Genomic DNA, 23160 nt, shown 5'->3' on the forward strand with positions numbered 1-23160 from the left:
ACTAGCGAGCGCTCAGCATACCGATTGGCGAGAACGCAAAGCGCGCCGTAGGCGCCCCATCCCAACAGCTTTGAGCCAAACCCTTCAGGAAAGAGCACATTTCCCGGAATAGCGCTCAATACCGCGGCCTCGAATGCTAAGAACAACCCGAGCAGCCCAGCCGCGGTGGGTGCAGGCGGCAGCGGTTGCCATCGTTGCCTAAGCGCCCGCGGCGGATTCAGCGGGGCCCCTCGTGATGGCTCATCTGGCTACAGGAGAATCAGCGACAGCACCCACACGGTGAGCATCGCTGCGACGCCCTGGATGAGGGTCGCCGTCGTCTGGATGCGGTAGGCGGTTGCCACGCTGAAGCGCGACATGCGTGAGACAACCCAGAAGAAGGAGTCGTTCGCGTGGCTGACGACCATACCGCCGGACCCGATCGCGAGGACGGTCAGGACGAGACCCATCGGCGAATCGAGGCCGAGCGAGGGCAGCAGCGGCGCCATCATCGCGGAGGTCGTGACGAGCGCGACCGTCGAGGACCCTTGGGCGGTCTTCAATGCGGCGGCGACGATGAACGGAACCCAGACGCCCCAGCCGAGACCGCCAAGCGCATTGGTCAGCACGTCCGTGAGCGGGGAGGCGCCAAGGACACCGCCGAAGGCTGCGCCGGCTCCGGTGATGAGGATGATGGGGGCCGCGACCCGGATGCCCTCTTCGACCGAGCCGTTGAACTGCGCCGTGCGACCGGACGTCGAGCGGCGCAGCAGCGGGAAGGCCGCGGCCAGTCCGAGCAGCAGGGCGACGGCGGGTGCGCCGAGGAAGGCGAGGATATCGAGGATCGCCCCTTCGCCAAAGGGCGCGCCCGGGAGCTTCGCGATCGAGGCGAGGCAGATGAGGACGATCGGGATGAGGATGGGCGCGAAGGAGGCGAAGGCGCCGGGAAGCTCGCGCTCGTCAGTGTCCTCGGCGGCGGTCTCGGCGGCTTCGTCGCCCTCGTCGGGCAGCAGCGGGACGTCGCGCTTTAAGAACCGGTTCGCCCACAGCAGGCCCGCGAGCGCCGAGACCGCGGCAACGAGCAGGCCGAAGCCGATGATCTGGCCGAGCTGATCGGTCGCGCCAAGGTTACCGGCGGCGGCGATCGGGCCGGGCGTCGGAGGAACGAGCCCGTGGGTGGCGAACAGGCCCGTCATGAGCGCGATCGCCATCGCGGCCGAGGAGACCTTCAGTTGGCGCGATAGGGAGCGGCGCAGCGAGTTCAAGATGACGTAGCCGGAGTCGCAAAACACCGGGATCGAGACGATGTAGCCGATGAGGCTCATGGTGAGCGTCGGGAAGCGCGTGCCAAGCACCTTGATGATCGCGTGCGCCATGGAGATGGCGGCGCCGGAACGCTCCAGGATGACGCCGATGATCGTGCCGAGGACGATGACGATTCCGATGGAGCCGATGACCTTGCCGAAGGATTCGGTGGCGGTGCCGACAACGTCGGCGAGCGGGATCCGGTAGGCGATCGCGCCGATGAGCGCTGCGATGAGCAGGACGAGGAAGGGGCTGAATTTGAAGCGCGCCGTCGCGACGACGATGAAGGCGACGAGCGCGATGAGGATAAGGATCTCGACCATGGTCCACTCCGATCTATGCGAGATAACGTCAGCATAGCCGTGAGCTGCGCCACTGAAGCAGTGGCGCAGCTCCGGAGTGTCGGCGCGCGGCGGGCGCGGCGCGGCTGGTTAGTCCTCGATCCCTAGCTGGTCGAGGATGAAGGCCAGCTGCTCGGCGCGCTCATGCCAGGCGTCGTAGCGCCCCGACTTGCCGCCGTGACCGGCCACCATCTGGCAGCGCAGCAGGATGGGGCGCTCATCCTGATCGCTCGTGACCGTTTCGCGCAGGCGCTGGACCCACTTCAGCGGCTCGACGAAAAAGACGCGGGTGTCGTTCAGGCTCGTCGTCGCGAGGATCGCCGGGTAGTCGGCCTCGGCGATGTTTTCGTACGGCGAGTACGAGCGCATGAGACGGTAGATCGCCTCATCCTCGATCGGGTTGCCCCACTCCTCCCACTCGCCGACGGTGAGCGGCAGCTCGGGGTTGAGGATCGTGGTGAGGGCGTCGACGAACGGCACGGCCGCGTGCACGACGCGCCACAGCTCCGGCGCCATGTTGGTGATCGCGCCCATGAGCAGGCCGCCGGCGCTGCCGCCCTCGGCGCCGAGCCGCGCGGGATCCACCCATCCGGATTCGACGAGATAGCGGCCGACGTCGATGAAATCGGTGAACGTATTGAGCTTGCGGTCGAGCTTGCCGTCGTCGTACCACTGCCGGCCCATCTCGCCGCCGCCGCGGATGTGGGCGATCGCAAAGACGACGCCGCGATCCAGCAGAGAGAGGCGAGAGATGACAAAGGACGGGTCGATCGAGATTTCGTAGGAGCCGTAGCCGTAGAGCAGGCCCGGGTTGCTGCCGTCGGGCGTGACGTCGGCGCGGGCTACCAGGGAGACGGGGATGCGCGTGCCGTCGCGCGCCTCGACCCAGATGCGGCGCTCGGTGTAATCGGCCGGATCGTAGCCGCCGAGCACCTCGGTCTGCTTCAGCACGACGGACTCGCGGGTATCGAGGCTGACCTCGCATACCGAGGGCGGGATGATGAGCGAGGCCAGGCTGTAGCGGATCTCGCGCGCATCCGGGCGCGGATTCGTGCCGATTTCGATCGTGCGGACCTCGCCCTCGGTGGGCACGTCCCAGGCTTCGCCGTAGCTGCCGTCCTCGGCCCGCTCAAGGATCCGCAAGGTGGTGACGCCCGCGGAGCGCATCGAGATCACGGCGACGGACTCGAAGGCGTCGGCCCCCAAAATGCGCTCGCCGGCGGCCGGCGCGAGCACCGTCTGCCAGGTGTCTTCGGGCGCGACGCCGAGCGGGGCGCGCGCAACCTCGAAGCCGATGTGCTGGGCGTTGTGCGTGATGAGGAGGTGATCGGCTGCGGCTTCGACGCTGTAATCGAGGCCGGCGCGCCGCGGCGCGATGCACACGGGCCGGGCGGCGGAATCGCTCGCGTCGATCAGGTGCGCTTCGCCCGTCGTGGAGGAACCGAGCTGAATGACGATGTGGCGGTTATCGCGCGAGGCGCCCATGCCCATCCAGAACCGCTCATCGTCTTCTTGGAAGACGAGCTCATCGGTGTTCGGGTCGGCGCCGATCTCGTGACACCAGACCTGGTGGGGGCGCCAGGCCTCGTTGACGCGCACATAGTAGACGTGCGTCGGCTCCAGGGTGAAGGCGACGCCGTAGCCGATACCGCGGATTGCGTCGTCGATAATCTCGTCGGTCTGCAGGTCCTTGATGACGAGATCGAAGCGCTCATCGCCGCTCGTGTCCACGGCGTAGGCGAGCAGGTTGCCGCCGGGCGCGGTTTCGAAGGCACCAAGGCGGAAGAACTCCTCGCCCTCGGCGAGCGTCGGGCCATCGACGAGGATCTGCTCGCCGTCGATCGCTTCGCCCGCGACGAGCTCGGGGCGGGCACCGGTATCGCGCACGCGCGCATAGATGGGGTACTGCTGGCCCTCGATGGTGCGCGAGTAGTACCACCAGCCGGTATCCAGGACCGGCACGGCGAGGTCGGTTTCCTTGGTGCGGGACTTGATCTCGCCGAAGATCTTGTCCTGCAGCGGCTTCAGGTGCGCGGTGCGGGCATCGGTGTAGGCGTTCTCCTCGTCGAGTAGCGCGATGACCTCGGCGTCATCTTTGTCGCGAAGCCACTCGTAGTTATCGGTGACGTCTTCGTCGTGAAACGTGCGGGTGATGGGGCGGTGGCCGGCGCGCGGCGGCGTAGGGATGCTAGTCACGTCGCTTAGTGTAAGCGCGGCCGCCGGCGGGGTCCATCGAGTAAAATCTGAGGCATTACTAATGGCGAGATTCACTAACGCGAGGAAGCATGAGCCAGTCCAAGGCCGACCGGGTCTACGCCTATCTGCGCGGCGCCATCATCTCGGGAACGTATGCCACCGGCGACCGCCTCGTCCTGGACCGGATTGCGCGCGAGTGCGGAGTCTCCGCGGTACCCGTGCGCGAGGCCATCCGGCGCCTGGAAGCCGAAGGGCTCGTCACGTTCACCCGCAACGTCGGCGCGCACGTCGCCGCGATCGACCTGGCGCATTTCATCGAAACCGCCGAGGCACTCGCGATAATCGAAGGAATCGTCACGGCGCTCTCGGCCGAGCATCTCAGCGAGGCACAGCTCGCCGAAGCTCGCGCGATCAATGAGGAACTGCGCGCCTGCGTTCGGGGCGCGATCGACCGCGAGCGCTACTTCAGGCTCAATCGGCAGTTCCACTACAGCGTGGCGCAGGCCTGCCCGAACGCCTACCTGTTTGGGGAGTTTGAAGACCTGTGGGCGCGCGCCGAGATGATCCGCGGCTCCACGCCCGCGCTCACGGACTTTCGGATGCGCTCCTCGGCGCGCGAACACGACCGGATCTTAGAGGCCATTGAGCTCGGTAACCGCGATCGGATCGAGCGCCTCGCGCGCGTCCATAAGCTCACGGCCGTCGGCGAGTTTCGCGAGATCTACGGTGATGGGATCGTGCCGCGACGCTAGCTGGCGCTCGCCGCGCTAGGGGGTGCGGTGAACGAGCGTGTTCGTGGCTTGGGCGACGGGACGAATGATCATCGAATCGATGTTGACGTGCTCGGGCACGGTCAGGGCGAACTCGATGGTGTGCGCAATGTCGTCGGCCGTCAGTGGCGCCGCGACCCCCGCATAGACGGCATCGGCTTTGGCCTGATCGCCGAGCCGGTTAAGCGAAAACTCCTCGGTCTTCACCATGCCCGGGGCGATCTCGATGATGCGAATGTTCTCGCCATTCAGTTCCTGACGCAGCGTGTTGGGAATGATGCGCTCGGCGTGCTTCGCCGCGACGTATCCCCCGCCGCCGGGGTAGGTGTCGTGCGCCGCCGTCGAGGTCAAAAAGACGAGATCGCCGCGGCCGCGCTCGCGCATAGCGGGCAGCACGGCCTGGGTGAGGGTGAGCGTGGCGAGGACGTTGCGGTCATACATCGTCTGCCAGCGGCCCAGGTCCGCGTCGGCGATGGTATCAACGCCCAGGGCTCCGCCCGCCACGTTGATGAGAGCATCGATCGGGCCGGCTTGCTCGGCTGCGGTCACGAGCGCGCCCACCGCGTCGGGGTCGGTGAGATCGGCGGGGTGGATATCGCAGCCGCAGTCCTCGCGCAGCGCCTGCAGGCGTTCCCGCCGGCGGGCCGTCGCGGTCACCTTCCAGCCGGCGCGGGCGAGCCGGGCTGCGGTGGCATATCCGATCCCGGTGGAGGCACCAGTGACAAGGGCGTGGCGGGTTGTTTCGCTCATGTCGCCAGTGTGTCACCATGGGGGTGCGGTCTCAACAGTGGCCCAGGACACGCACGTGCAAGGAGCAAAGACGATGACCACCTACGGTTTTATTGGCGCCGGCAATATGGCGTCGGCGATTATCTCGGGCATGCTCGACGGCGGGACGAAGAAGTCCGACGTCGTCGTCACCGATGCCGCCAAGGATGCGCGCGCGGCGATTGAGAAGAAGACGGGCGTGCGCACCGTCGATTCGAACATGTCCGTCGTGGAGTGTTCCGATGTCGTCATTTTGGCCGTCAAACCTCACATCATCCCGATCGTGCTCGACGAGATCTCCGAGGCTATCGCCGAACATGAGCCGCTCGTCGTCTCCATTGCTGCCGGACTTGGGCTGGCCGCGCTCGAAGAGCTCACGCCCAAGGGCACGAAGATCGTGCGCGTGATGCCGAACGTGAATGCGATGGTCGGCGCCGGGATGGCGGCGGTCACGGGTAATGACGCCGCACGTAAGAAGGACGTTGCGGAGGTCGTGAAGATCTTTTCGCAGGTCGGCGAGGCAATCGAGCTGGAGGAACGCGACTTTTCCGCCTATACGGCCTTGGCAGGCTCCTCCCCCGCGTTCGTGTTTTCCTTCATCGACGCGCTGGCGCGCGGCGGCGTGAAGAACGGCATCGCGAAACCGCTCGCCATCAAGATCGCCGCGCAGGCGGTATTGGGCTCGGCAACGATGGTGCTCGACAAGGCCGACGAGGGGCTTACCCCCGCCGACCTTGTCGATATGGTGTCCTCCCCCGGTGGCACGACGGTCGCGGGGACCGTCGCCATGGAGAAGGCCGGCTTCACGCCTGCTGTCGTCGATGGCGTGGATGCCGTGGTCACGCGGGATAAGGAGCTAGGAGCCTAACTCCCGCCGCGTGGCTAACTGAGCGAGTCGCGCACCCGGCCAAAGACTCGCAACATGGTGTAGGCCTCCTCGGGTGTGAGGTCGGCGAGCATCATCTGCTCGACATCGACCCTGTGCGCTCGTGCGGCCGTGGTGAAGGCGGCGCGACCAGCCTCGGTGATCTGCGCGCTGGCGCCGCGGCCATCCTTCTCGTCGGCGATCCGTTCGACGAGGCCGCGACGCTTGAGCTCACCGATCCGGTAGGTCAGGCGCGAAGGCGAGAACACGACGCGATGCGCCAGTTCCTTCAGCCGCAGCGCGCCCTCGTCGGACTCGACGAGCGCCAACAAGATGTTGTAGTCCGCGAGTGTCAGCCCGGCAGCGCTTTTCAGCTGAGCTTCGATTCGCGCCTGGATTAGCGCCGTCGTCTCGAAGTAGACGCGCCAGGCATCCCAGCGCAGGTCAGATACGGGCAAGGAGCGTGGCAAAATCCGTCACCTCAAGCTCGTTGTCGTACAGCGTGCCGCGCAGGCCGTCGCCGCCTTCGTATCCGGCAGGCCCCATCCCCGAATCGGATTCTGCGGCGGGCTTGGCCGTAGACCCGGACTTCTTGGTCTCCAGCGGCTTGTTGGCCAGTACTCGGGCGAGCGCGCGACCGGCCGCCGAGATGCGCGTCGACAGTGCGGGAGTGCCATCGGCCTCTTCGCCCGCAATGCTGCCCCAGTCATCCGTCGCGGCGAATACTGCCGTGGGGATCGTCGCCGCCTTGGCGTAGGCGAACAGCGGGCGCATGGCGGTGTCGATGACGAGCGAGTGACGGGCGGTGCCACCCGTCGCGCCGAGTAGCACGGGCGTATCGATCAGGTCCTCGTCGTCCAGCAGGTCGAAGAAGGACTTGAAGAGGCCGGAGTAAGACGCCTTGAAGGTGGGGGTCACCGCGATCAGGGCGTGCGCGCCGGCAACAGAGTCGATCGCCTGCTGGAGTTCGTCGGAGAACGTGAAGGTCACGAGCGCCGAGGAGATCGCGCCCGCGAGGGGGCGCAGGTCGATCATGTCGACGTCGGGTTCGATGTCGAAGTGCGCAAGCTCCTTCGTGGTGGCGCGGGCGAGCCGCTCGGCAAGGCGGCGGGTCGAGGATGAGTCCGACAAGCCTGCCGAGACGACCGCGATGCGAGGTCGCGTAGGTGTCGTCGTATCAATCATGTCTGTCCTCTCAGCGGTTGGCGGGGGCGTCTGGGCCGCCGCCGGGGATCGGCTCTTCGCCGCGAGCCTTGCGCTCCACGAGGAAGGCGTGGGTGGGGGCGTCCGGCACGTCGGCCGGGCGACCAATAGCGAATTCCTTGCGCAGGACGGGAAGGACGTATTCGCCGAACATGTCCATCTGCTCAAGAACGACGTCCGTCGGAAGACCGGCGTGGTCGACGAGGAACATCTGGCGCTGGTAGTCGCCAACCCACTCGCGGAACTCCAGAGTGCGGTCGATGACCTGCTGCGGGCTACCGACGGTCAGCGGCGTCATCTTCATGAAGTCCTCCAGCGACGGGCCGTGGCCGTAGACCGGGGCGTTGTCGAAGTACGGGCGGAATTCGCGGATGGCGTCCTGCGAGTTCTTGCGCATGAAGGCGTGACCACCGAGGGCGACGTAGGCCTGGTGGGCCTTGCCGTGTCCATAGTGCTCGTAGCGCTGGCGGTAGAGGTGAACCATCTGCTGGGTGTGTTCCTTGTTCCAGAAGATGTTGTTGTGGAAGAAGCCGTCACCGTAGTAGGCGGCCTGTTCGGCGATCTGCGGGGAGCGGATCGAGCCGTGCCACACGAAGGGGGCTACCCCATCGAGCGGGCGGGGCGTCGCCGTGAAGCCCTGCAGCGGAGTTCGATACTTGCCGGACCAGTCGACGTCTTCCTCGCGCCACAGGCGGTGCAGCAGCGCGTAGTTTTCGATCGCGAGCTCGATGCCCTTACGGATGTCCTTGCCGAACCACGGGTAGACCGGGCCGGTGTTGCCGCGGCCCATGGTCAAATCGACGCGACCGTCTGCCAGGTGCTGCAGGTAGGAGTAGTCCTCGGCGAGGCGGACGGGGTCCATCGTCGTGATGAGCGTGGTGGCGGTCGAGAGAGTGATCTTCTCGGTTTGGGCCGCCAGGTAGGCCAGCAGGACCGGCGGGTTGCCGGGAGCTACGAACGGCGGGTTGTGGTGCTGGCCGGTGGCGAAGACATCGAAACCCACCTCTTCGGCGTGCTTGGCGATGCGCACCGTGTCCTTGAGTCGCTGCGCGTCGGTGGGCGTCTTGCCGGTGGTCGGGTCGGTCGTGACGTCACCGATGGTGAAAATTCCGAATTCCATGTCCACCCTCTCTATTGTGCTTCAAATTTGAACTATCTACGCCAACTGGAAGCATGCCAGATCTATTCCCGGACGTCTAGCGGCGTGGTCAGCTACACACCTATCAGGCCCGCACCAGCCTCAGTTGTCAACATTGGGGGCGTAGATGGCGACGCTCCAGCCCGCTCCCGAAGGGATGCGAGTAGGGGCAAGATCCAGGTCGCCAGCGGGAAAATCTAGCCCCTGGGCCAGGACTTGCGCCTCCCCCTTTTTTCTCGCAGCGCACATCGAAACTGTTGCCGCCGATATCCACGGTCGCAACACCGCCCACCCCGTGACAGGTCGCTACAACACTGACGCCCGTGAACTCAGCGGCGCCATCGAAGCGCACCGTAATGCCGTCAGCGCCCGCACCCGCAGCGAGCATTCCGCCACCGACCGTTTCCACAAACCCCTCGGTGATGGCGGCGGCCTCGCTCACACGCTCACCCGCCTCCCCCTCGCCCGAGCACGCCGCCACCAATAGAGCAACAACAGCCAGCGCACCCGCGTACCATCGGCGATTCTTCGACATTTGCCCCCCGACCCTTCAGTTGAGCGTTTCCCACATCCTACTCCCGGAGTTTCTGTCCGGCGAGACACGAAAGAACGACGCTATATCTATTGACTATCGATTGATATCTATCGATACTCGATGTATGGATACCTCGTTTACACCGCCGAGCGCTCTAGCGGCACGGCTGCTCTTTGCCGGTCTCGCCATGTTGTTCCTTGGCTGCCTCATCCTCCAGGCGTTGTTTCTTCCGCTGCTCGCTGCCGAGGCTGCTCGCGAAGCTCCGGAGGTGGCGTACCTGCGCTACCCGATCCTCGTCGTCGCGATTCTGACGGTTGGCTGCATCGAGGTCGTCATCGCGGCTACCGCCGTCCTGCTGGTCAAAACTCGTCGACGTGTGATCTTTCGAAGCGATGCGCTGCGGTGGGTCACCGTCATGAGCGCTGCGTCGTTTGTAGCCTCCGGACTGTGCGTCGCCACCTTCGCCTACCTCGCGCTCGGCCCTCAAGTATTGCCACCCCCGGTGATGCTCGTGCTTGTCGGGACGGCCGTCGCGGCGGCGTGCGTGGGCCTGATCCTCGTCGTGTTGAAATCACTGCTGTCTGCGGCCGTGTTCTTGACCGACGAGCTTGCGGGGGTGGTCTAGATGGCGATCACCGTTCGACTTGATATCTTGCTCGCAGAGCGCGGGCTGAGCGTCGGTGAGGCCGCCGACCTTATTGGTATTACTCCGGCAAACCTGGCCGTGTTGAAAAATGGTCGAGCTAAGGCCATCCGGTTCTCTACGCTTGAGGCCATTTGCCGCGTACTGCAATGCCAGCCAGGGGACGTGCTGGAATATCACGATTCGTGAGCTGCATGGAACAATGGGGGCCATGACGACACGCGACAACGATCAACCCACAACCCCTGCAACGTATCCGGCACCCAGCGCCCCGGATCGAGTCAGCGCAGACGGGCTGGAGGCCCGGTGGGGCGAGAGCTGGGAGACGGACGGCACCTATCATTTTGACCGCAGCGCGAGCCGCAACGAGGTCTTCTCGATCGATACCCCGCCCCCGACGGTCTCCGGGTCACTGCACGTCGGCCACGTCTTTTCCTACACTCACACTGACGTCGTTGCGCGCTACCAGCGCATGCGCGGTAAGTCCGTGTTTTACCCCATGGGATGGGACGACAATGGACTGCCGACCGAACGTCGCGTCCAGAACTATTACGGGGTGCGCTGTGAACCGGCGCTGCCCTACGAGCCCGATTTCACTCCCCCGCACGACGGCGGCGAGGGCAAGTCGATCAAGGCCGCCGACCAGCAACCGATTTCGCGCCGAAACTTCATCGAGCTATGTGAGCGCCTGACGGAAGAAGACGAGCGCCAGTTCGAACACCTGTGGCGTTATCTGGGGCTATCGGTTGATTGGCGCCACACGTATCAAACCATCGGGCACGATGCCCAGCAGGTCGCCCAAACGGCATTCCTGCGCAACCTTGCGCGCGGCGAGGCCTACCAGGCCGCGGCGCCCGGGCTGTGGGATGTCACGTTCCAGACGGCCGTGGCGCAAGCTGAGCTGGAGGCGCGCGAGTACCCCGGCCACTATCACCTCATCTCCTTCCACACTCCCGGCGGTGAGCGCGTCACGATCGATACGACTCGCCCCGAGCTCCTGCCGGCCTGTGTCGCACTGATTGCCCACCCCGATGACGAGCGGTACCAGCACCTGTTTGGCACGACCGTGACCTCCCCCGTCTTCGGCGTCGAACTCCCCGTCCTGGCGCACGCGGCCGCCGAAATGGACAAGGGTGAGGGCATCGCCATGTGCTGTACCTTCGGCGATCTCACCGACGTGCAGTGGTGGCGCGAGCTCGACCTGCCGATGCGCGCGATCCTCGGCCACAATGGCCGAATCCTTCCCGATACCCCCGAGTGGATCACCACCGATGCCGGCCGTGCACTGTATGAGGAGATGGCTGGAAAGACGACGTTCAGTGCACGCAAGGCCGTCGTCGAGGCACTGACCGAATCCGGCGATCTCATCGGCGAGCCGCGCCCCACCAAGCGCATGACGAACTTCTTCGAAAAGGGCGACAAGCCCCTGGAGATTGTTCCCTCTCGCCAGTGGTACATCCGCAACGGCGGGCGCGACGCCACCACCCACGGCGGCGTGGACCTGCGCGACGCGCTCCTGAAGCGCGGCGTCGACCTCGACTTCCATCCCGCGTTCATGCGGGTGCGGTATGAAAACTGGGTCAACGGCCTGAACACCGACTGGCTCATTTCCCGCCAGCGCTTCTTCGGGGTGCCGATCCCCGTGTGGTACGCCGTCGGAGACGATGGCGAGGTCAACTACGACGAGGTCATCGCCCCGCCGGAAGACTCGCTCCCGATCGACCCGTCGATCGATGTCCCGCCGGGCTTCCGCGAGGATCAGCGCGGCGAGCCGGGTGGCTTCGTCGGCGAGGTTGACATTATGGACACCTGGGCGACGTCCTCCCTCACCCCTCAGATCGCCGGCGGCTGGCTGCGCGATGAAGATCTGTTTGAGCGCGTCTACCCGATGGATATTCGCCCCCAGGGCCAGGACATCATTCGCACGTGGCTGTTTTCCACGATCGTGCGCGCCCATCATGAATTCGACGCGCTGCCGTGGCGTGCCGCGACGGTTTCGGGCTGGATCCTGGATCCCGACCGCAAGAAGATGAGTAAGTCGAAGGGCAATGTCGTCACGCCCATGGGCCTCCTTGAACAATACGGCTCGGACGCGGTGCGCTACTGGGCGGCCTCGGCCCGCCTCGGGGCGGATGCGGCATTCGAAGAAAAGCAGATGAAGATCGGCCGCCGCCTCGCGATCAAGATCCTGAATGCCTCGAAGTTCGCCCTGACGATGTCCGGCGGCGACATCACTGTCGACCCGGCAGCCGTGACGCAGCCGATCGATCGTGCGATGCTCGCCGAGCTGGCACGGGTCGTGGACGTTGCCTCGGAGTCCTTCGACAAGCTCGATCACACGCGCGCCCTGGAAACCACCGAGACGTTCTTCTGGACGTTCTGCGATGACTATCTCGAGCTCGTCAAGGACCGCGCCTACGACTCCGAAGGCACCGGTGATCCGGCCGCTGTCGCCTCGGCGCGCACCGCCCTCGTCATCGCCGTCGATACGTTGCTCCGCCTGTTCGCGCCCTTCGTGCCATTTGCTACCGAAGAGGTGTGGAGCTGGTGGCGCGAAGGCAGCGTGCACCTGGCCGCCTGGCCGAAGGCTGAAGAGATTCGCACCGCCGCTGGTACCTCCGCCGATCCGGCGATCTTGCCGATCACGGGCGAAGTCCTCGCCCAGCTGCGAAAAACGAAGTCGGAGGCGAAGGTCTCACAGCGCACGACGATCGCACACGCGACCGTCGAGGTTCCCCGCGGTAGCGCCGATCTCGTCACCGCGGCACTCAGCGACGTGCGAGCGGCAGGCCGGATGCGCGGCGACCTCACCGTGCTCGAGGCCGATGTCGAAACTGCTCGCGTGAGCGAACACGAACTGGACGAACCCCCGGTAAAGGAGAAGAAGGCATGACCGCCACCACCCCGCGGGAGTTCACGAACCCGCTGCTCGTTGAGCTCAACGACAAGATGACCATCCCGCACCTGCTCGCCGAGCGAGTGCGCCGCTACCCAAACCACACGCTCGTCGAGCGCAAGGTGGCACTGGGGTCCAGCTGGCAGAAGGTGACATCGCGAGCGTTTTCCGATCACGTCCACGAAGTTGCCAAGGGCCTGATCGGCCTCGGAGTCGAGCCCGGTGACCGGTTCGGAATCATGGCGCATACGAGTTACGACTGGATGCTGCTCGATTTCGCGATCGCCCACGCCGGTGCAGTCTCGGTGCCGATCTACGAAACGAGCTCCGGTGAGCAGATCGAGTGGATCGTGACCGACTCGGGAACGACGAACGTCGTGACCGAAACGCACGCCATGGCAGACCTGGTGCGTTCGGCCGCGCCGGACCTGCAGCACGTGTTCTCCCTGGATCGCAACGGGATCTCGGACATCATCAATGCCGGAAAGAACGTGCCCGACAGCGCGGTCGAGGAGCGGGCGCGGGGCGTCGCTGCCGATGACCTCATGACCATTATCTACACCTCGGGCACGACGGGACGTCCCAAGGGCGTGGAGCTCACTCACCAAAACATGGTGGGCCTGGCCCAAAACGGCCGCGAGTGGATGCCCGAGCTTTTGCATGGCAAGAACTCGCGCGTCCTGCTCTTCCTCCCGCTCGCCCACGTTTTTGCCCGCTTCATCCAGCTTCTTCCGGTATCCGCCGAGGGCGTCGTCGGCCACTCCCCCGACACCAAGAACCTGTTGGAGGACATTGCCTCCTTCAAACCCTGGTACGTCCTTGCAGTGCCGCGCGTCTTTGAAAAGATCTACAACGCGGCCGATGCCAAGGCGGGATCGGGCGCGAAGCTCAAGATGTTCCGGTGGGCCGCGAAGGTCGCGATCGAGTATTCCCGCGCACTGGAAACTGATGAAGGCCCGTCGGCAGCCCTAAAGGCGCAGCACAAGATTGCTGACCGGCTCGTGCACCGCAAGATTATGGATCTGTTTGGTGGCGCGAAATACGCCGTCTCTGGCGGCGGTCCGCTCGGCGAGCGCCTGGGCCACTTCTTCCGCGGCATCGGGTTGCAGATCTTGGAAGGCTACGGCCTGACGGAGACGGCAGCGCCGCTATCGGTCAACACTCCTGCCGTCAACAAGATCGGGACTGTCGGCCCGCCGATTTCCGGCGTGACGGTCCGCGTCGATGAGGAGGGTGAGATCCAGGTCAAGGGGCCCTGGGTCTTCAAGAACTACCACAACAACCCCGAGGCGACCGCAGATGCGTTTGTCGACGGCTGGTTCCACACCGGCGACGTGGGCTCGATCGATGAAGACGGTTACGTCAAGATCACAGGGCGCCGCAAGGAACTGATCGTGACTGCGGGCGGCAAGAATGTTGCCCCGACGGTGCTAGAAGACCGGTTGCGCGGACACCCCCTCGTCAGCCAGGTCGTGGTGGTTGGCGAAGGCAAACCGTTCATTGGCGCTCTTGTCACCCTCGATGCGGAGATGCTGCCCGGTTGGCTAAAGAATCACGGGATGCCGCAGATGAGCGTTGAGCAGGCCGCACGCGACCCACAGGTCATCGCGGCCATTGACCGTGCGGTCGAACGCGCGAATAAGGCCGTTTCGCGGGCTGAATCGATCCGCAAGTTCACGGTGCTCGACACGGACTTCACCGAGGCCAACGGTCTTTTGACTCCGTCGCTCAAGATCAAGCGCGGCCCCATCGCTGAAGCATTCTCCAGGGAGATCGAAGCACTCTACGGCTAAGACTCAGTGCAGCTGAGACATCAGCTCCAAACGCAAAACCTCACCTCTCGCGCCCGTGTGCGCGACGAGCGTGAGGTTTTCGCGATGTCGGGACTCTGCTGGGTGGATACTCAGCCGAGCCTGGTCATTCTCAGACTCATCGCAGCGTCACGGTCATGTCGATGCCCGACCATATGCCCTGATCATTCACAACAGGTGCTATTCACCACGGGCGATGGCGCTGTGGTGGCGGATAACCTCGCGGATAACAAAGTTCAAGAACTTCTCGGAGAAATCGGGGTCGAGACCGGACTCATCGGCAAGTGCCCGCAGCCGAGCAATCTGACGGGCTTCGCGGTCCGGATCAGCCGGCGGAAGGTTCGTGCGGGCTTTGAGCTCGCCGACTTTCTTTGTGCACCGAAAACGTTCGGCGAGCATGTGAATGAGCGCCGCATCGATGTTGTCAATGGTGTGGCGGTATGCGAGCAGTTCGGCGGGAATGTCATCCGGCTCGGGGCTCGCGTGCGGCGAGAGCGAGGTGTCCTTCGTGCTCATGACTCGAGCCTAGCGGCCCGCGATGCCCTCACGGGAGCACGTGTCCACTGACTAGGACAGGGCGGCTACGCTTATGCGGACTTACTGCGGTCCTTCGCGCTCGTCACGAGCGTAACGGGAGCGCCATCCTCGACGGCTTCCTTCGTCACGACGACCTTGACAACGTCATCGCGGCTTGGCACATCGAACATGACGTCGCGCAGCGTTTCTTCCATGATGGCGCGCAGGCCGCGCGCCCCCGTACCCTGCGCGATGGCTTTGTTCGCAACGGCGCGAATGGCGTCGTCGGTGTACTCGAGTTCAACTCCGTCGAGGTCGAGGATCTTCTTGTACTGCTTGAGCATCGCGTTCTTCGGCTCGGTAAGGATCCGCACGAGGGATTCCTCATCGAGCTCCTCCACGGCCGTGATGACGGGCAGGCGGCCGATGAACTCGGGGATCATACCGTACTTGTGGAAGTCCTCGGGGCGCGCCTCGCGGAAGATGTCGAGGCTGCGGTTGGTGTCCTGCAGCTGGGCGCCGAACCCGATTCCCCGCTTGCCGACGCGCTGCCGGATGAGGTCATCCAGCCCCGCAAAGGCGCCCGCGACGATGAACAAGATATTGGAGGTGTCGATGTGCAAGAACTGCTGGTGGGGATGCTTTCGCCCACCCTGCGGCGGGACCGCGGCCTCGGTGCCTTCGATGATCTTCAGCAGCGCCTGCTGCACGCCTTCGCCCGAGACATCGCGGGTGATCGAGGAGTTTTCTGCCTTGCGGGCAATCTTGTCGATCTCGTCGATGTAGATGATGCCGCGTTGGGCGCGTTCGATATCGTCGCCAGCGGCCTGAATGAGTTTGAGGAGGATGTTCTCAACGTCCTCGCCGACGTAGCCCGCTTCGGTCAGGGCCGTCGCATCAGCGATAGCGAAGGGGACATCGAGCATCCGGGCGAGGGTCTGCGCAAGGTAGGTTTTACCCGTTCCCGTCGGACCGATGAGAAGGATGTTGGATTTGGCGATCTCGACGTCGTCGTCGGATTCGGCGGGGCTCCGCATCCGCTTGTAGTGGTTATAGACCGCGACTGCGAGCGCGCGCTTGGCTTCGTCTTGGCCAATCACGTATTCGGATAGGAACGAGAAGATTTCACGGGGCGTGGGAAGCTCACCGGTTGCGCTGGTTTCGGTCTCATCGACGAGTTGTTCCTCGATGATCTCGACACACAGCTCGACGCACTCATCGCAGATGTAGACACCTGGACCACCGATAAGTTTGCGCACCTGCTTTTGGCTCTTGGCACAAAACGAGCACTTCAGCATGTCTGTCCCGTCAGCCATGGGCTTCACGTCCTTTCGGCGGTCAATCTCGTCTCTCCACCTTGTCACACCCTACCGACAGAGCCGGTGTGGCGCGCCGTCATTTTCTGGCTATGACGGCGCGCCACCCGGATCTGTGGAGTTAGGAGGCCGGGAGTTCGGGCGCCTTACGGGACTCCAGGACCTGGTCCACGAGCCCGTATGCGAGGGCCTGCTGGGCTGTGAGGATCTTGTCGCGCTCGATGTCGTGACGGATGTCCTCGGCGCTGCGTCCGGAGTGCTTGGCGAGGGTCTCCTCGAGCCAGGACCGCATCCGCTCGACTTCGTCGGCGATGATCTCGATGTCCGAGGCCTGGCCGTGTGCGCCTTCCATCGCGGGCTGGTGGATGAGCACGCGGGCGTTGGGCAGGGCAAGCCGCTTTCCGGGCGAGCCGGCAGCCAGCAGCACGGCAGCGGCAGAGGCCGCTTGGCCGAGGCAGACGGTCTGGATCTGCGGGCGGATGTACTGCATCGTGTCGTAGATCGCCGTCATCGCGGTAAAGGACCCGCCCGGCGAGTTGATGTACATCGTGATGAGGCCATCGGGATCCTGGGATTCGAGGACGAGCAGCTGGGCCATCACGTCATCGGCGGATGCGTCGTCGACCTGGACACCAAGGAAGATGATGCGGTCTTCAAACAGCTTGCCGTAGGGATCCTGGCGACGGTAACCGTAGGCGGTGCGCTCTTCGAACTGCGGCAGCACGTAGCGATTATCGGCGATGACGGGGGCGGCGCCGCCGGGCAGGCCCGCGGTGCGCTTGGCGTGGTACGAAAAATCCATCGGTAGTCTCCTTACTTGCCCGTCATGCCACCGGAGCCGGTGACCGAGGCGGAATGGGCGACGACGTGGTCGATGAAGCCGTATTCGAGCGCTTCGTGCGCGGTAAACCACTTGTCGCGGTCAGCGTCGTCCAGAATCTGCTCAACGGTCTTGCCGGTTTGCTCGGCGGTGATCTGAGCGAGGGTGCGCTTCATGTGCAAGATGAGCTGGGCGTTGATCCGAATATCGGAGGCCGTGCCGCCAACCCCGCCGGAGGGCTGGTGCATGAGGATGCGCGCGTGCGGGGTGGCGTATCGCTTGCCCGGGGTGCCAGAGGACAGGAGGAACTGCCCCATCGAGGCGGCTAGCCCCGTGGCAACCGTAGCGACGTCGGGCTGGATGTAGGTCATCGTGTCGTAGATGGCCATACCTGCCGTAATCGAACCGCCCGGGGAGTTGATGTAGAGGTAGATATCCGATTCCGGATCCTCGGCGGCGAGCAGCAACATCTGGGCGCAGATGGCGTTCGCGTTCTCATCGCGCACTTCGCTGCCGAGCCAAATGATGCGCTCTTTGAGTAGGCGGTTATAGATGTGATCGTTCAGGGCCGCATTGGCGAGGTCACCTTTACTCAACATTCCTCCTAGGCGGGTAGGGCCTTAGCAATGATTGGAGACTATCGCGAAGTCTTGACGCGCTCCGATTCGGTGGCGGTCTTTTCGCTGTCGGCGCAGGTTGCAGGAGCGGGCGACGATTCTCGTCGCGAGATGGCGAGAGGGCGGGCCCAGACAATTCCTGGGCCCGCCCTACGCGCTATGAGTTGTAGCGACGTTACTTCTCGTCGGTCTCCTCGGCAGAGTCCGCGGAGTCCGCTGACTCGGCAGACTCGGCAGACTCGGCAGATTCTTCGCTGGCGTCGTCGTTGCCAAGGAAGGCGGACAGGTCGAGCTCGTTGCCGTCCTCGTCCTTGACGGTAACCTCCTTGAGCGCGGCGATCAGCGACTTGTTGCGGCGAATTTCCGCCATGAACGCGGGGATCTGGCCGGATTCGGCGGCACCAGAGAAGAACTGGTTCGGGTCGATGCCGTACTGCTGCGCGGTCATCATCATGAACTCGATGAGCTCGTTCTGCTCGACGCCGACCTCGTGCTTCTCGGCTAGGGCATCCAGCAAGAGCTGGTCGCGCAGCGCATTTTCGATGTCGGGGCGGATTTCCTTGCCGTGCTCATCGTCGGCGTCCTTGCCCTCCTGGGCGAGGTGCTCGGCGATCTCGGCGTCGATGACACCTTCGGGCAGCGGGAATTCGACCGTCTCACGCAGGTGATCGAGCAGCTTATCGCGGGCCGCAAGCGCCTGCGCCGAAGCGGCATCCTTCTCGGCCTGCACGCGCAGGTCCTCGCGCAGCTCGTCGATCGTGTCGAATTCGGAGGCGAGCTCCGCAAACTCATCGTCAGCCTCGGGAAGGTCGCGCTCCTTGACCGCGGTGGCAGTAATCGTGCAGGAGGCTTCCTCGCCGGCGTGTTCGCCACCGAGCAGTTTGGTGGTGAAGGACTTCTCTTCGTTGGCTTCGGCACCGATGAGAGCCTCGTCCATACCTTCGAGCATGGAACCGGAACCGACCTCATAGGAAACGCCGGAGACCGAGTCGATCTCTTCGCCATCGATTTCGGCCTTGAGGTCGATCGTGACGAAGTCGCCGTCCTGAATGGCGCGATCGACGCCCACGAGGGAGCCGAAGCGCTGACGCAGTTCGGTCAGCTTTTCTTCCACGTCGTCATCGCTAACGGACGCGTTGTCGACGCTGAGTTCGACGTCGGACAGATCCGGGAAGACGATTTCGGGACGGACATCGACTTCAGCCGTGAAGATCAGGTTTCCACCGAGTTCGCCAGTGGCGTTCGGAATCTCGGTCACGTCGATCGTGGGCTGAGAAAGTACTGCGAGGTTCTGCTCGGTGACAGCGTCACGGTAGAGCTGAGGCAGGACCTCGTTGACGGCCTGCTCCAGAACGAGGCCGCGGCCAACGCGCTGATCGATGATCTGCTTAGGAGCCTTGCCCTTGCGGAAGCCCGGGATGTTGATCTGGCTGGCGACCTCACGGTAAGCCTTGTCGATGGCCGGCGCGATTTCCTCATACGGGGTTTCCACCGTCAGCTTCACGCGGGTGGGTTCAAGATTCTCGACTTCGGTCTTCACAGCCTTTGGGCTCCAATGTTGGGGATCGGGACTAAATGAAATTGGAGCGGATGACGGGAATCGAACCCGCACCATCTGCTTGGAAGGCAGAGGCTCTACCATTGAGCTACATCCGCACGCCGCTATATCCGTAGGTGAAACAGCGGTGCGGAAATACTCTACCGGTAACGCCCGCCTTCCGTCGAACCGCACTCGTCATCGGCGCTGTGGCGCTGCACACCTCCGTGCTGACGGTTAGCGCACGCCGCTCGCCTACTGATAATGTGGCGAATCGAGTCACGGGGTGTAGCGCAGCTTGGTAGCGCACCTGCTTTGGGAGCAGGGGGTCGCAGGTTCAAATCCTGTCACCCCGACTTTTTTCTTTCACCATTGGGCGCCAGTTCCACGGTAAGCAGTGCCGTGCCAGGCAAGCACCAGAAGTTCGGGGTAGCATCCATACACAGCAGCGCGGGTAAGCCACACTGCTAGATTCCGGATTCTTGCGGGACGCGAGATTGGGGTGCCGATGACGACTCAGAAGCGAATCAGGTTACTACTTGCAGGTAGCGCAATGGGCCTGTCGGCGTGCCTTATTGGTTGCGGGAACTCCCCCTCCGGCACGGCTCAAGACGTGTTAGGCGCGGCGGAGAGAATTGAAACGACTCCCCCTCCGTCAGAGCCCGAATACACCGTTGTCGACAGCGGATTCTCCCCGTTTGATTGGTCCGCAGACGCCTTTGTCATCGTCGAGGCATCAGATTCGCCCGCCACGGTCGGCCCGATTGTGAGCGTCATGGTCGCTTTCGATGGCGCCGATGGCAATGAGCTCGCTCGCGATACTTCGCAGGACGTGTTCGATTGGCCGGGGCAACGCAGGGTGCTTACGCACTCTGCCATCATTGACAGCGAAGAAGCCGTCGTCTCTATTCGCAGCGCCATTGGGATGGTCGCGCTTCCGAGCGGGGGAACCAGCACCCCCAATCGAGCCGTTCACCGTTGACGATGTCACCGTGGACGATGGCTATGTAAAATTCGGCGACCTCAGCTTCACGAGCCCCCTCGAAGAAACGACGAAGCTGACGTTCGGATTCGTCTGTCGCAACGCCGACGGCAAGATTGTGGGCGGGAGATCGAGCGGCCCGACCGGAGGTGAGTTTGCCCCGAATGTCGCCACTACGATCGAAACCCCACGTATCCGGGTCCCCGAACCCGTGACGTCCTGCGACGTCTTCCCCGCTTATTGAGATCTCCGCGCAGCCAAGCACCGCCGCAAGCGTCACCGCTTAGGGCAACTGACGCGATCCCATAACAAAGCGGCGGGCCAGATCCTTGCATGGATCTGGCCCGCCGCTTGTAGTGAGGTCTATTCGTCGATGAGAATGCCCTGCTTGTATGCCTTCGCGAGGCGACGCGGCACCTTCATCTCACGGCCCTGGACGCGGATGGTCACGAGCTCGGTGAGCTGAGCCTTCCACTGGGACCGGCGAGAGCGGGTGTTGCTGCGGGACATCTTGCGCTTCGGAACTGCCATGTGCCCTGCCGCTCCTTTCCATTTCGTTGATCAAAAGCCGTTGAATAGCTTGCCACGGATCCGGGGGTAAATGCTACCTCGGACGCCGCAAACTGCTGCGAGATCGGCCACAGGCCGTCGGGCAACCTGTCAAGGTTACCACGTCAGCCCTGCCGGGCCTTGAAGTTGGGGTGGCGCTTGTTGATGACGTAGACCTTGCCCCGCCGCTTCACGACGATGGCGCCATCCTTCTTCTTCAGCGCCTTCAAGGAGGCTCGAACCTTCATCGCGGCCTACTTCTTGCCGTAGCGGCGGTTAAACTTCTCCACGCGGCCGGCGGTATCCAGCACGCGCTGCTTGCCGGTGTAGAACGGGTGGGAGGCGGAGGAGACGTCGACGTCGATGACCGGGTAGGTGGCCCCGTCTTCCCATTCGATTGTTTTCTCGCTGGTCATCGTCGAGCGGGTGAGGAAGGCGAAGTTTGCGCTGTTATCGCGGAAGACGACGCTGTGGTAGGTGGGGTGAATATCGGGTTTCATTGCGGGCTCCTTACCAGCTTGATTTCGTGACGCCGGGCAGCTCGCCGCGCAGTGCCATCTCGCGGAAGCGCACGCGCGACAGGCCAAAGCGTCGCAGGTGGCCGCGGGGCCGGCCATCGGCTGCGTCGCGGTTGCGCACGCGCGTAGGTGAGGCATCGCGCGGCAGCTTGTGCAGCGCGGCCATGGCGGCCTCGCGCTCTGCGGCGCTCAGGTGGGGGTTGACCGAGGCTTTCTTCAGCTCGGCACGCCGTGCGGCGTAGCGCGCGGCGGTTTTGCGGCGCTGCTCGTATTTCGCAATCTTGGACGTCTTTGCCATTAGCGCTCCTCGCGGAAGTCGACGTGACGACGCACGCGCGGGTCATACTTTTTCACCACGAGGCGATCGGGGGTGTTACGCCGCGACTTCGTCGTGATGTAGGTAAAGCCCGTTCCGGCGGTGGACTTCAGCTTGATCTTGGGGCGGAGGTCGGTTTTCTTTGCCATGTCTCTCCTTTAGAGTTTCTCGCCGCGCGCGATGATCTCGGCTACGACGGCGTCGATCCCGCGCTTGTCGATCGTCTTGATGCCGGCCGTCGAGACGCGCAGCGTGACGCGGCGACCGAGCGAGGGAACGAGGTAGGTCTTTTTCTGGATGTTGGGGTTGAAGCGGCGTGAGGTGCGGCGGTGGGAGTGGGAGACTCGCTTGCCGAAGGCGGGTCGCTTGCCGGTGACTTGGCAGTGTGCAGACATGCGCTCCAGATTAGATGTTGAGAATCATTATCGTCAAGCGTAGGATGCGCAACATGCCTCACACTCCCCTGTCGCTGCTCGCGACCATCGACCCCGTGCTGCGCGACTGCGCTGCCTTTGACCTCGTCGTGAGTGAGCCGGCGACCTACGCGCTCATTCACTCCATCTCCGAAGACCTCACCCAGGCTCGGCACCTGGTGCTCGGCGAGCAGGGCGTCGTCGAGGACTATTGGACAGAGCTCAATCCGGGGTGTTTTGGCTGCGCGGTAGCGGCCGATGCGATCGAGGCGCTGGCGGCGCTGCTCGCCACGGGCATGGCGCGGCAAGTCGCCTACTTCGCGCCACTGGGCTTTGACCCGATGCCGCTCGCGCGCACGATTGACCAAGCCGTGGGCGAGGGCGCGCTCGCGGCCCGGCTGGCGAGCGTCGGCGCGATCGTCGACACCCGGGCGAGCGTGGCGGAACTACTGGAGCCGCTCACCCTTTCCGAGCGCAACATCCCGAGCGATGCTCCCGAGCGCAGCGTCGGCGAGGCGCTGCTCGCCCAGCTGTCCTACGCCGACCTCATCATCGCGCACGGTGGCGACGGCGCGGGTGGCGAGCTCGTCGAACACCTGCGGGCGCACGACACGCTGCTCACCGAGGATCTGCACGGCGGGGCCGTTCACCCGCTCGTCTTTGGCGGCGAGCACGACGCGCTCGCGGCGTTTGGGCGCGTCGATCCCATTGCCATCCAGCCGTGGGGCGGGCCGAGCGAGCACGGCACGTGGACGCTCGATCTGCATTCGCCGCGCCCCTTCCACCCCGCACGGCTGCTCGAGAACATCGAGCTGCTGGGTACCGGCGAGCTCGTGCACCGTGGGCGGTTTTGGGTGCCAAGCCGGCCCGATGCGGTGTGCAGCTGGGACGGCGCCGGCGGCCAGGTCAGCGTCGGGATCGCGGGCATGCGCGGCGGCCACCGGCAGGCCAGTACGCGCCTGGTGGTGACCGGGCGCGGCAGCGAACGCGAGCGGCTGATGCGCGCGTTTGCCGACAGCCTGCTGACGGAGGAGGAGCTGGCGCGCGAGCCGGAAAGCTGGCTCGGCGAGGATGCGCTGGAGCCCTGGCTCGGCGCCGCGAGCTAACGCTTCGCTACCCTGGGGGC

27 protein-coding genes and 2 tRNA genes are annotated in these 23160 nt (G+C 64.3%); 11 read left to right on the top strand and 18 right to left on the bottom strand.

Going from position 1 to position 23160, the window contains the following annotated elements:
* Nucleotides 1-248: 248 nt before the first annotated feature.
* Both BLU67_RS09375 and BLU67_RS09380 read right to left on the bottom strand, forming a co-directional pair.
* The gene (locus BLU67_RS09375) at nt 249-1607 is read right to left on the bottom strand and encodes a GntP family permease (protein WP_092565310.1); all 1359 of its coding nucleotides are present in this window, start codon (nt 1605-1607) and stop codon (nt 249-251) included.
* 108 nt (nt 1608-1715) lie between these two features.
* Complete coding sequence (locus tag BLU67_RS09380; protein ID WP_092565312.1) at nt 1716-3821, bottom strand: S9 family peptidase; 2106 nt, start codon at nt 3819-3821, stop codon at nt 1716-1718.
* Nucleotides 3822-3910: 89 nt separating this feature from the next.
* On the opposite strand from BLU67_RS09380, the gene BLU67_RS09385 reads away from it, so the two are divergent.
* Nucleotides 3911-4573: a GntR family transcriptional regulator gene (locus tag BLU67_RS09385; RefSeq protein ID WP_092565314.1), complete on the top strand. Its 663-nt coding sequence runs from the start codon at nt 3911-3913 to the stop codon at nt 4571-4573.
* Nucleotides 4574-4588: 15 nt separating this feature from the next.
* Here the strand turns inward: BLU67_RS09385 and BLU67_RS09390 are convergent, their stop codons facing one another.
* Nucleotides 4589-5341 carry an SDR family NAD(P)-dependent oxidoreductase gene (locus tag BLU67_RS09390; protein ID WP_092565316.1) on the bottom strand — a complete coding sequence of 251 codons (753 nt, stop codon included), beginning with the start codon at nt 5339-5341 and terminating at the stop codon, nt 4589-4591.
* 73 nt (nt 5342-5414) lie between these two features.
* Here BLU67_RS09390 and proC point away from each other — a divergent pair, with 73 nt between their 5' ends.
* Entirely contained in the window at nt 5415-6227 is an 813-nt protein-coding gene (proC, locus tag BLU67_RS09395; protein ID WP_092565318.1) for a pyrroline-5-carboxylate reductase, read from the top strand.
* 14 nt (nt 6228-6241) lie between these two features.
* On the opposite strand, the gene BLU67_RS09400 is transcribed toward proC, so the two are convergent.
* From BLU67_RS09400 to BLU67_RS09410, 3 genes are read right to left on the bottom strand one after another with little or no spacing between them, the layout of a single operon-like run.
* The gene (locus BLU67_RS09400; RefSeq protein ID WP_222842451.1) at nt 6242-6682 is read right to left on the bottom strand and encodes a MarR family winged helix-turn-helix transcriptional regulator; all 441 of its coding nucleotides are present in this window, start codon (nt 6680-6682) and stop codon (nt 6242-6244) included.
* On the bottom strand, nt 6669-7409 hold the full coding sequence (locus tag BLU67_RS09405; protein WP_092565320.1) for a CE1759 family FMN reductase: 741 nt from the start codon (nt 7407-7409) through the stop codon (nt 6669-6671). The genes BLU67_RS09400 and BLU67_RS09405 overlap by 14 nt, the downstream gene beginning before the upstream one ends.
* A gap of 10 nt (nt 7410-7419) precedes the next feature.
* The gene (locus BLU67_RS09410; protein ID WP_092565322.1) at nt 7420-8547 is read right to left on the bottom strand and encodes an LLM class flavin-dependent oxidoreductase; all 1128 of its coding nucleotides are present in this window, start codon (nt 8545-8547) and stop codon (nt 7420-7422) included.
* 313 nt (nt 8548-8860) lie between these two features.
* Between BLU67_RS09410 and BLU67_RS12285 the strand changes: the two genes are divergently transcribed.
* From BLU67_RS12285 to BLU67_RS09430, 5 genes are all read left to right on the top strand, one after another.
* A complete protein-coding gene (locus BLU67_RS12285; RefSeq protein ID WP_176780766.1) occupies nt 8861-9052 on the top strand; it encodes a hypothetical protein in 192 nt (63 codons plus the stop codon).
* A gap of 172 nt (nt 9053-9224) precedes the next feature.
* Nucleotides 9225-9725, top strand: a complete 501-nt coding sequence (locus BLU67_RS12290) for a DUF2975 domain-containing protein (protein ID WP_176780767.1) — start codon at nt 9225-9227, stop codon at nt 9723-9725.
* On the top strand, nt 9726-9932 hold the full coding sequence (locus BLU67_RS09420) for a helix-turn-helix domain-containing protein (protein WP_092565326.1): 207 nt from the start codon (nt 9726-9728) through the stop codon (nt 9930-9932). It begins immediately after the preceding gene.
* A 22-nt stretch (nt 9933-9954) separates the two neighbouring features.
* The gene (gene valS / locus BLU67_RS09425; RefSeq protein WP_222842452.1) at nt 9955-12636 is read left to right on the top strand and encodes a valine--tRNA ligase; all 2682 of its coding nucleotides are present in this window, start codon (nt 9955-9957) and stop codon (nt 12634-12636) included.
* Nucleotides 12633-14432, top strand: a complete 1800-nt coding sequence (locus BLU67_RS09430; protein ID WP_092565330.1) for an AMP-dependent synthetase/ligase — start codon at nt 12633-12635, stop codon at nt 14430-14432. The genes valS and BLU67_RS09430 overlap by 4 nt, the downstream gene beginning before the upstream one ends.
* Nucleotides 14433-14630: 198 nt before the next feature.
* On the opposite strand, the gene BLU67_RS09435 is transcribed toward BLU67_RS09430, so the two are convergent.
* The 6 genes from BLU67_RS09435 to BLU67_RS09460 form a co-directional block, all read right to left on the bottom strand.
* A complete protein-coding gene (locus BLU67_RS09435; RefSeq protein ID WP_092565332.1) occupies nt 14631-14966 on the bottom strand; it encodes a chorismate mutase in 336 nt (111 codons plus the stop codon).
* 71 nt (nt 14967-15037) lie between these two features.
* Nucleotides 15038-16291 carry an ATP-dependent Clp protease ATP-binding subunit ClpX gene (clpX, locus tag BLU67_RS09440; protein WP_222842453.1) on the bottom strand — a complete coding sequence of 418 codons (1254 nt, stop codon included), beginning with the start codon at nt 16289-16291 and terminating at the stop codon, nt 15038-15040.
* A 112-nt stretch (nt 16292-16403) separates the two neighbouring features.
* Nucleotides 16404-17084, bottom strand: a complete 681-nt coding sequence (locus BLU67_RS09445) for an ATP-dependent Clp protease proteolytic subunit (protein ID WP_092565336.1) — start codon at nt 17082-17084, stop codon at nt 16404-16406.
* A gap of 11 nt (nt 17085-17095) precedes the next feature.
* On the bottom strand, nt 17096-17701 hold the full coding sequence (locus BLU67_RS09450) for an ATP-dependent Clp protease proteolytic subunit (protein ID WP_092565338.1): 606 nt from the start codon (nt 17699-17701) through the stop codon (nt 17096-17098).
* A 193-nt stretch (nt 17702-17894) separates the two neighbouring features.
* Nucleotides 17895-19259 (bottom strand): trigger factor, encoded by a 1365-nt coding sequence (gene tig / locus BLU67_RS09455; RefSeq protein ID WP_092565340.1) that lies wholly within the window; start codon nt 19257-19259, stop codon nt 17895-17897.
* A gap of 42 nt (nt 19260-19301) precedes the next feature.
* Nucleotides 19302-19375, bottom strand: a tRNA-Gly gene (locus BLU67_RS09460).
* A gap of 163 nt (nt 19376-19538) precedes the next feature.
* Here BLU67_RS09460 and BLU67_RS09465 point away from each other — a divergent pair.
* The 3 genes from BLU67_RS09465 (at nt 19539) to BLU67_RS09475 (ending at nt 20482) form a co-directional block, all read left to right on the top strand.
* Nucleotides 19539-19612, top strand: a tRNA-Pro gene (locus BLU67_RS09465).
* Nucleotides 19613-19764: 152 nt separating this feature from the next.
* Complete coding sequence (locus BLU67_RS09470; protein WP_143027396.1) at nt 19765-20238, top strand: hypothetical protein; 474 nt, start codon at nt 19765-19767, stop codon at nt 20236-20238.
* Nucleotides 20239-20248: 10 nt separating this feature from the next.
* Nucleotides 20249-20482, top strand: a complete 234-nt coding sequence (locus BLU67_RS09475; RefSeq protein ID WP_092565344.1) for a hypothetical protein — start codon at nt 20249-20251, stop codon at nt 20480-20482.
* 119 nt (nt 20483-20601) lie between these two features.
* On the opposite strand, the gene rpmF is transcribed toward BLU67_RS09475, so the two are convergent.
* The 6 genes from rpmF to rpmB form a co-directional block, all read right to left on the bottom strand.
* Nucleotides 20602-20769, bottom strand: coding sequence for a 50S ribosomal protein L32 (gene rpmF / locus BLU67_RS09480; protein ID WP_092565346.1), 168 nt, complete (start codon nt 20767-20769; stop codon nt 20602-20604).
* A gap of 143 nt (nt 20770-20912) precedes the next feature.
* A complete protein-coding gene (gene ykgO, locus BLU67_RS09485; protein WP_092565347.1) occupies nt 20913-21035 on the bottom strand; it encodes a type B 50S ribosomal protein L36 in 123 nt (40 codons plus the stop codon).
* 6 nt (nt 21036-21041) lie between these two features.
* Nucleotides 21042-21287, bottom strand: a complete 246-nt coding sequence (locus BLU67_RS09490; protein WP_092565349.1) for a type B 50S ribosomal protein L31 — start codon at nt 21285-21287, stop codon at nt 21042-21044.
* A gap of 10 nt (nt 21288-21297) precedes the next feature.
* Nucleotides 21298-21603 carry a 30S ribosomal protein S14 gene (rpsN, locus tag BLU67_RS09495; protein WP_092565351.1) on the bottom strand — a complete coding sequence of 102 codons (306 nt, stop codon included), beginning with the start codon at nt 21601-21603 and terminating at the stop codon, nt 21298-21300.
* On the bottom strand, nt 21603-21770 hold the full coding sequence (rpmG, locus tag BLU67_RS09500; protein WP_092565353.1) for a 50S ribosomal protein L33: 168 nt from the start codon (nt 21768-21770) through the stop codon (nt 21603-21605). The genes rpsN and rpmG overlap by 1 nt, the downstream gene beginning before the upstream one ends.
* Nucleotides 21771-21779: 9 nt before the next feature.
* A complete protein-coding gene (rpmB, locus tag BLU67_RS09505; protein ID WP_092565355.1) occupies nt 21780-22016 on the bottom strand; it encodes a 50S ribosomal protein L28 in 237 nt (78 codons plus the stop codon).
* 53 nt (nt 22017-22069) lie between these two features.
* On the opposite strand from rpmB, the gene BLU67_RS09510 reads away from it, so the two are divergent.
* Nucleotides 22070-23140, top strand: a complete 1071-nt coding sequence (locus BLU67_RS09510) for a GTP-binding protein (protein ID WP_176780768.1) — start codon at nt 22070-22072, stop codon at nt 23138-23140.
* The last annotated feature ends 20 nt before the right edge of the window (nt 23141-23160 follow it).

The organism is Bowdeniella nasicola (assembly GCF_900107735.1).
Taxonomy (GTDB): domain Bacteria; phylum Actinomycetota; class Actinomycetes; order Actinomycetales; family Actinomycetaceae; genus Bowdeniella; species Bowdeniella massiliensis.